Here is a 6316-nt window from a genome sequence, read left to right as displayed (position 1 = left end):
GAAACATTAAAGAAAGCCAACCGTGTTGCAATTGCAACAATCTCCACCTTTCATCAATCATTTAAAAAATAACCCGACATTGATTTGCAAGTAACTAATATTTAACGTTTTATTTAAAAGTTAATTTTTTTTTAATAATCGGCACGATACTTGAGTAATCAGTGGGCATGATGAATAAAAATGACCAAAATAATTCAATCAGGATCGCCGCCCCCTACTACGGGTCCATGAGTCACCCGTCCCGGGGCTTGAACAATCTTTACTTCCTGATCGATATCGATCGGAAGAGTCGCCAGGTTGAAAGAATGCATGTTTCGGTCTGGAACCCGAGTGAAAACAGTCGCCTGGGCAGCTGGTTTTCAAAAAATGGCATTCGGACCCTGATCTGCAACACCATTGAAAACTGCCTGGCCAAGGAGCTCAATGAATCCGGCGTCCGGATCGATACACTTGAAAACGTATCAACCGATGCAGACATCATAAAAAAAATCAGGACCTGGTTACGCGGCAATGAGCCGATCCCGGCCTGAACATCAAGGAAAAAGGAGCGATGAATCACCATGCAGAAAAACATTGTAAACAACACCCGCAAAATAAAGGTGCTCACCAACTTCTGGTTGATCACTCTCTCGACCATTGTCGGAATGACTGTGCTGTGCTGTGCGACTCTCGTCGGCTGGCCGATCATTGCACATCTCGCCGACAAGCTTGTCTGGTAAAAACCTGTAACCGATCGCGCGGAGAGCAACGATTATGAAAGTAGCCGTTTCAGCCCGAGGATCAACTCCGGACAGCGATATTGACGAAAGGATGGGAAGAGCGTACTGGCTGATGATTTATGAAACCAAAACAAATTCCTGGCAGGCGATCAATAACGATTCGGGCCGCAACGCCCTTGAAGGCGCCGGCAAGAAAACGGCAAGCCTGCTTATTGATCTCGGCATCACGGCCGTTCTGACCGGCGAAATCGGACCGCGGGCCTTTCGTTTGCTCCACGAGGCCGGTATTGAGGTTTACCTCGGTGCTGCAGGAACGGTCATGGACACTCTGGTTCTTTGGCATGACGGCAATCTGAACAAAGCAAAATCGGCAAACAATATCGGCAGCCCCTACTGTATTACCGGTAGCGGATCAGCCTGAACACTGAATACATTAACTGGAACCCTTATTTTTACCATGAATATCATCCATACAATGAAAGGAAACAAAGATGTCGAACTCTAATCAACCGACAACCCTGAACCAGTTTGAAGGGATGCTGGTCGAGCGCATTCGCTCCGGCAGCAACAAGTACTACATTGCTCTTGTTATTTCCGGCCTGATCATGCTGGTTGGCGCCGTCGCCGGTCTGCTGGCGACCGTCTGGGGGCACCACACCTATTACAACGTGACGCGTGAAGTCCCCTGGGGCATTCTGATCGCAACCTACGTCTTCTTTGTCGTCACATCGACCGGCCTCTGCCTGGTCTCATCAATCGGCCATGTTTTCGGCAACTAAACGTTCATGCCGATTGCCAAGCGTTCGGTCTACCTTTCGATCGTAACCATTCTTGCCGGATTCTTCGTCATTTCGGCTGAAATCAAGGTTCCGATCAATATGATGCTCTACAATGTCATCTCGCCAAACCTCTCCTCTAACATCTGGTGGATGGGTACGCTTTACGGTATTTATCTTGTCTTCATGCTGTTCGAATTCCTCTTTCTCAACCTGAACAAGCATAAACCTGCTGTATTCTGTGGCTTCAGTGGAGCCATTGCCGGTATCGCCGCCCACAGTAACCTCGGCGCCGTGTTCGGCCTGCTGAATGGCCGCGAATTCTGGCACGGGCCCTACATGCCGATCTATTTTATCGCCTCGGCCATGATGACCGGGACTGCGGTTATTATCTTCTTCCACATTGTTGCCCAACGCGTCAACAACGAGCCGATTGATTTCCCGATGGCACGCGCTCTCGACGCAACCCGCAAGGTCGGAATTCTATTGATCTGCGTCATCGCCTTCTTCACCACCTGGAAAATACTGGCCGGCATCGCCGGACAGCCTGGCGGCAAGTATGAAGCAATCACGGCGATGCTCTCCGGGTCCTATGCAATCAACTTCTGGGTTTTTGAAGTCGCCCTGGCAATGGCCATCCCGCTGGTTCTGTTCCTGCTCTCGAAAGGAAAGAACCGGAACATGATGCTCATCGCCTCGGCGATGATGATCGTCGGCATCTTCATCATGCGCTACGACCTCGTAATCGTCGGCGAAGTCATTCCTGTTTATCACGAACTTGGTGTTGTTGAAGCGAGCGGTCTGATCTCCTACATTCCGTCTCTTTACGAGATTCTGATTACCGCTGCCGGCTTCGGTATGGTCGCCTTCCTTTTTCTCCTCGGAGAGAAAGTATTTGCCGGGCACAAAACCGAGTCGCACTAACCGATACTGATGACTTCGAACATGGAGGATATAAAGATGCTGAACCTCAAGAAACACGACCTTGACAACCTGGAAGAGAAAAACGAAGGGGTCGACAACCTCTCATCCGAGGAACGTCGCCACTTTATGAAGATGGGTCTGGCCGTCACCGGCGTTTTTGCCGGAGGAACACTGCTCTCGGCAGTTTCAAATGTTAAAACGGCCTATGCTTCGGCCAGTGAGTTTGCCGAACAGTACCCCTACAAGCCGCATTACAGCATGCTGATCAAAGTCAGCAAGTGCATCGACTGCGAACGCTGCAAGGCGGCTTGCGCCAAGACCAACGATGTTCCCGACTATGGCTATCGAACCGACATTCTGCAGCGCAACATGCCACAGTCGGTCGACCAGAAGCGCGAGTTTATTCCGGTTCTGTGCAACCATTGCAACATCCCGCAATGCACCCGGGTTTGCCCGACCAAGGCTACCTACAAGGACAAGAATAACGGCATTGTCATGATGAACCCGAGCAAGTGCATCGGCTGTCTGACCTGCCAGATGGGCTGCCCCTACAACGCCCGCTATTTTAATGAAGAGAAGATGGCGGTTGATAAATGCAGCTTCTGCTGGGAGACCAGGCTCTCCCAGGGCAAAGCGTCAACTGCCTGCGCAACCGCCTGCCCGACCGGCGCCCGCACCTTCGGCGACATCTCCGATCCGCGCGATACCGTTTACCGCCAGGTTCACCAGCTTGAAAAAGCTGTCTGGGTTCTGCGCAAGGAAGCGGCAACGAAACCGAACGTATTCTATATGAAGGGCTGAACAGCGTTGACACGTTGATAAAGCAAGGAGGAATAAACTAATGAAACGACATATTGCAACCCTGACAGGATCCATGCTTATCGTCACCATCGCTCTGGTCAGCCTGGCCTTCAGCCGCGACGACGGTGGCGACATTCGCTACACCGAACCTGTTATTGGAGTTATTTTCAGTCATGAAGTTCACGTCGACGACAACGGCTTCGCTTGCGAGGACTGCCATGACGATCCGTTCGAAATGGAAGCTCTGGCTGCCCAGGAAGATCCCAACTTCACCATGAAGGGGCTGGCCGAAGGCCTCTACTGCGGCATGTGCCATGATGGCGACACCGCATTCTCATCTGAAACCCAGTGTGCAACCTGCCATGAAGGGGTCAAAGGCTATCGCCTGGCAACCGGAGAAGGAAAAACAGGGGCACATCACTAATTTTCAAAACCATTGATCCCGGAACAAAGCCGGGAAGAAGGAGGACAACATGAAAGCACAAGTTATGCAAAATGAAGCCCGTCAAACCAAGGTATTCACCAACTTCTGGCTCGTCACTCTCGCCGTCATCGTCGGCTTGACCGTACTCTGCACAGCAGCTCTGGTTGGCTGGCCGATCATTGCTCATCTCGCCGCCAAGTTCATGGGTTGATTGAACACTTGAATGAAATTAGCGGGGGCTTCCATCCGGGAGCCCCCGCTCAGCCAAAAACCACTTCTGGCACAAATACTCATTAATTTTTTCCAATAAAATTAACATGTTACAAAGTTCAAACGCACATTCTATCAGGATTTTTCTATTGCATTTTCATCTTTCTTACGGTAAACAGTAGGGCGTTTTAATTATCTAGTGCCTCACATTCTACGAACACCCCCTGAAAACCCGAACAAAAGGAAGAAAAAATGCTGTCACGATTTATTGATTGGTGCAGGCGTCATGTCCTTCTGGTGACTGTACTGGCATTCATCCTGGTCGTCGCTTTCGGTTTTGTTAACATTCAGATCCTGCATATGACTTCCGAGCCTGAATTCTGCCATCTTTGCCACCCGGCAAAAGGTTTCGGTGCTCTGGCCGAAGTTGACTCATGGGAGCATTCAGCCCACGGAGAGGCAGGCGTTTCCTGCCTCGACTGTCACGGCCGCCCCGGCGTGGTCGGCTACATGAAAGCCAAGCTCGGCGGACTCAAGGACACCTACATGCAGCTGACGATCTCGGCTGAAGAAAAACTCGAGATATTACAGAACCCCGGCCCCGGCCTGGTTCCGGCCCATCATTGCCTGTTCTGCCACTCGGACGAGGGCAACAAGGAAGTCCGCGAAGCAACCAAGGGGCCGATGAAGCTGGTCAAGATGCGGATGCTCGATGACGTCGTCAACCCGGAGTTCCGTCTGCGCAAAGGCCTGCCGGACATCATGACCGATACCTTTGTCGGCGGCACCAATTTTGACCATTCGCTGCACATGGATGGGTTCGATTTCGTCTGCCGCGACTGCCATTTCGGTGTTGTTCACAACCCGACAACGAAAACTGACCGGATGAATTTCTGCATCGCCTGCCATGCCGAAAACAACGATTCCGATGCTCCGCAGATGAATGATTGTGAATCCTGCCACCAGGCACAGTTCTCGATGAACAAGGGAACCGGCGCCAGGGGCATCACCGGCGAAAACAGTATCATGTTCAACGACGAGATGGGTTGCCAGGATTGTCATACAACCGTCTCCAAAGGGGTTTATCGCCCATCCAAAGAGACCTGCGTTGACTGCCATGATGAAGATTACATCGGTGTCTTTGAGGAATGGGCCAGCGACACCAAGGCAAAAGTAGCCGAACTGCGCGAGCTGCGTGTCGATGTTGAATCGGCACTGGTTGAAGCCGATAGCAACAAACGCGACACCGAAGCCCTCTGGACCCGCTACGAAAATGCACTCTACAACCTGCAATTCGTAGAGGACGATGGCACCAAGGGTGTTCACAACTACGATTACGCGGTGGAAGTCCTTGCAGGGGTCGAGAAGGATTTCAACTCGGTGCTTTCTGAGCTTGATGCCAAGTGGTAATCTGAACATTACCTGACCAAAAAGGGGCGCCAATCGGCGCCCCTTTTTTTTTGCGAATTCCTCTTTCAGTTTAGAGGAAGCACACGGCAGTTCAGGGACACTTCCCTGAACTACGGGTAGTTATATAACACAGCTGTAAGTTTTAAGCTGTCAGCTGTCAGAGAAAATCAGGAAAAGTCTCAAAACCTTAAAAAAAAAGCCTTTGACTCACCCCGTTGCTCTTGAGGTCGCTTCCGTTAGCGCGACCACCGAATCGCAGCCCAACCGCAACCGCCACGGAGACCTAACACGTTTGCCTCAAGGCAAACTCCCCGGCAACAAAGTTTAATAGAAAAAACTCAGCCCGAACAAAAAAGCCCCCGGCAAGGGAGCGGTTTCTTTGGTTCGTTTCTTTATCGCTCAATAAAGAAATGAACCCGGCTGCCGGGCCGGGACCCGGCGGTTCTTTTTGTCTTCTGTCTACAGGGGGACACTTCCCTGGACTACGGGAAGTGTCCCCAACTAGCGGTCTCCCTATCAAGCCAAAGGTCGCCGGTATCGCGCGGCACGCTCCTTACTTTTCTTACCTGTCCTGAGCCAGCCGAAGGGCTTGTCCAAGAAAAGTAAGCAAAAAAAAGACACCCCAGCTCACTCGTCGTCTTATGTAAAGCAAATAAAGTTTTAAGCTGTCAGCTGCCAGAGAAAATCAGGAACAAATGCCTTAGACTCACCCGTGGAGCTCTTGAGGTCGCCCTCTGGTAGCGCGATCACTGAACCGCAGCCTGACCGCAACTGCCACGGAGACGTTACGCGTTTGCCTCAAGGCAAACTCCCCGGCAGCACAATTGAACAGAAATAATCCAGACCGCACAAAAAAAGCCCCCGGCAAGGGAGCCGTTTTCTGCATACTCTTTTATGGCTTAATAAAAGAGTATGGCGGAGTGCGCGGCCGAGACCGCGCTGTTCTTCCTGTCTTCTGTCTACAGGGGGACACTTCCCTGGGATTCGGGTAGTGTCCCCAACTGGCTTTTCTAGTGTCCCCACCTGGCCTTTTTTTGTAAAACCGATGACCG

Annotated in this window: 5 protein-coding genes and 1 pseudogene; all 6 read left to right on the top strand. The window is 51.3% G+C overall.

Annotated elements, in window-relative coordinates:
* The first annotated feature begins 161 nt into the window (after positions 1 to 161).
* The 6 genes and pseudogenes from C0623_09325 to C0623_09300 all read left to right on the top strand — a co-directional run bounded on the left by C0623_09325 (position 162) and on the right by C0623_09300 (position 5264).
* Positions 162 to 530: a hypothetical protein gene (locus C0623_09325; GenBank protein ID PLX99456.1), complete on the top strand. Its 369-nt coding sequence runs from the start codon at positions 162 to 164 to the stop codon at positions 528 to 530.
* Positions 531 to 753: 223 nt separating this feature from the next.
* On the top strand, positions 754 to 1140 hold the full coding sequence (locus C0623_09320) for a dinitrogenase iron-molybdenum cofactor biosynthesis protein (protein ID PLX99455.1): 387 nt from the start codon (positions 754 to 756) through the stop codon (positions 1138 to 1140).
* A gap of 70 nt (positions 1141 to 1210) precedes the next feature.
* Positions 1211 to 2419: pseudogene (locus C0623_09315) on the top strand (polysulfide reductase).
* A gap of 36 nt (positions 2420 to 2455) precedes the next feature.
* On the top strand, positions 2456 to 3220 hold the full coding sequence (locus tag C0623_09310; GenBank protein ID PLX99454.1) for a twin-arginine translocation pathway signal protein: 765 nt from the start codon (positions 2456 to 2458) through the stop codon (positions 3218 to 3220).
* Positions 3221 to 3260: 40 nt separating this feature from the next.
* Entirely contained in the window at positions 3261 to 3644 is a 384-nt protein-coding gene (locus C0623_09305; protein ID PLX99453.1) for a hypothetical protein, read from the top strand.
* A gap of 462 nt (positions 3645 to 4106) precedes the next feature.
* Positions 4107 to 5264, top strand: a complete 1158-nt coding sequence (locus C0623_09300) for a hypothetical protein (GenBank protein ID PLX99452.1) — start codon at positions 4107 to 4109, stop codon at positions 5262 to 5264.
* Positions 5265 to 6316: the final 1052 nt, after the last annotated feature.

The organism is Desulfuromonas sp., assembly GCA_002869615.1.
Taxonomy (GTDB): Bacteria; Desulfobacterota; Desulfuromonadia; order Desulfuromonadales; family UBA2294; genus BM707.
The sequence above is the reverse complement of the archived record's forward strand: the minus strand, read 5'-3'. Positions and strand labels throughout refer to the sequence as shown.

What these genes read in the sequence shown, in the direction of transcription:
- C0623_09305 (PLX99453.1), top strand. Translation starts at nt 3,261, where the DNA reads ATGAAACGACATATTGCAACCCTGACAGGATCCATGCTTATCGTCACC.
- C0623_09300 (PLX99452.1), top strand. Translation starts at nt 4,107, where the DNA reads ATGCTGTCACGATTTATTGATTGGTGCAGGCGTCATGTCCTTCTGGTG.
- C0623_09320 (PLX99455.1), top strand. Translation starts at nt 754, where the DNA reads ATGAAAGTAGCCGTTTCAGCCCGAGGATCAACTCCGGACAGCGATATT.
- C0623_09310 (PLX99454.1), top strand. Translation starts at nt 2,456, where the DNA reads ATGCTGAACCTCAAGAAACACGACCTTGACAACCTGGAAGAGAAAAAC.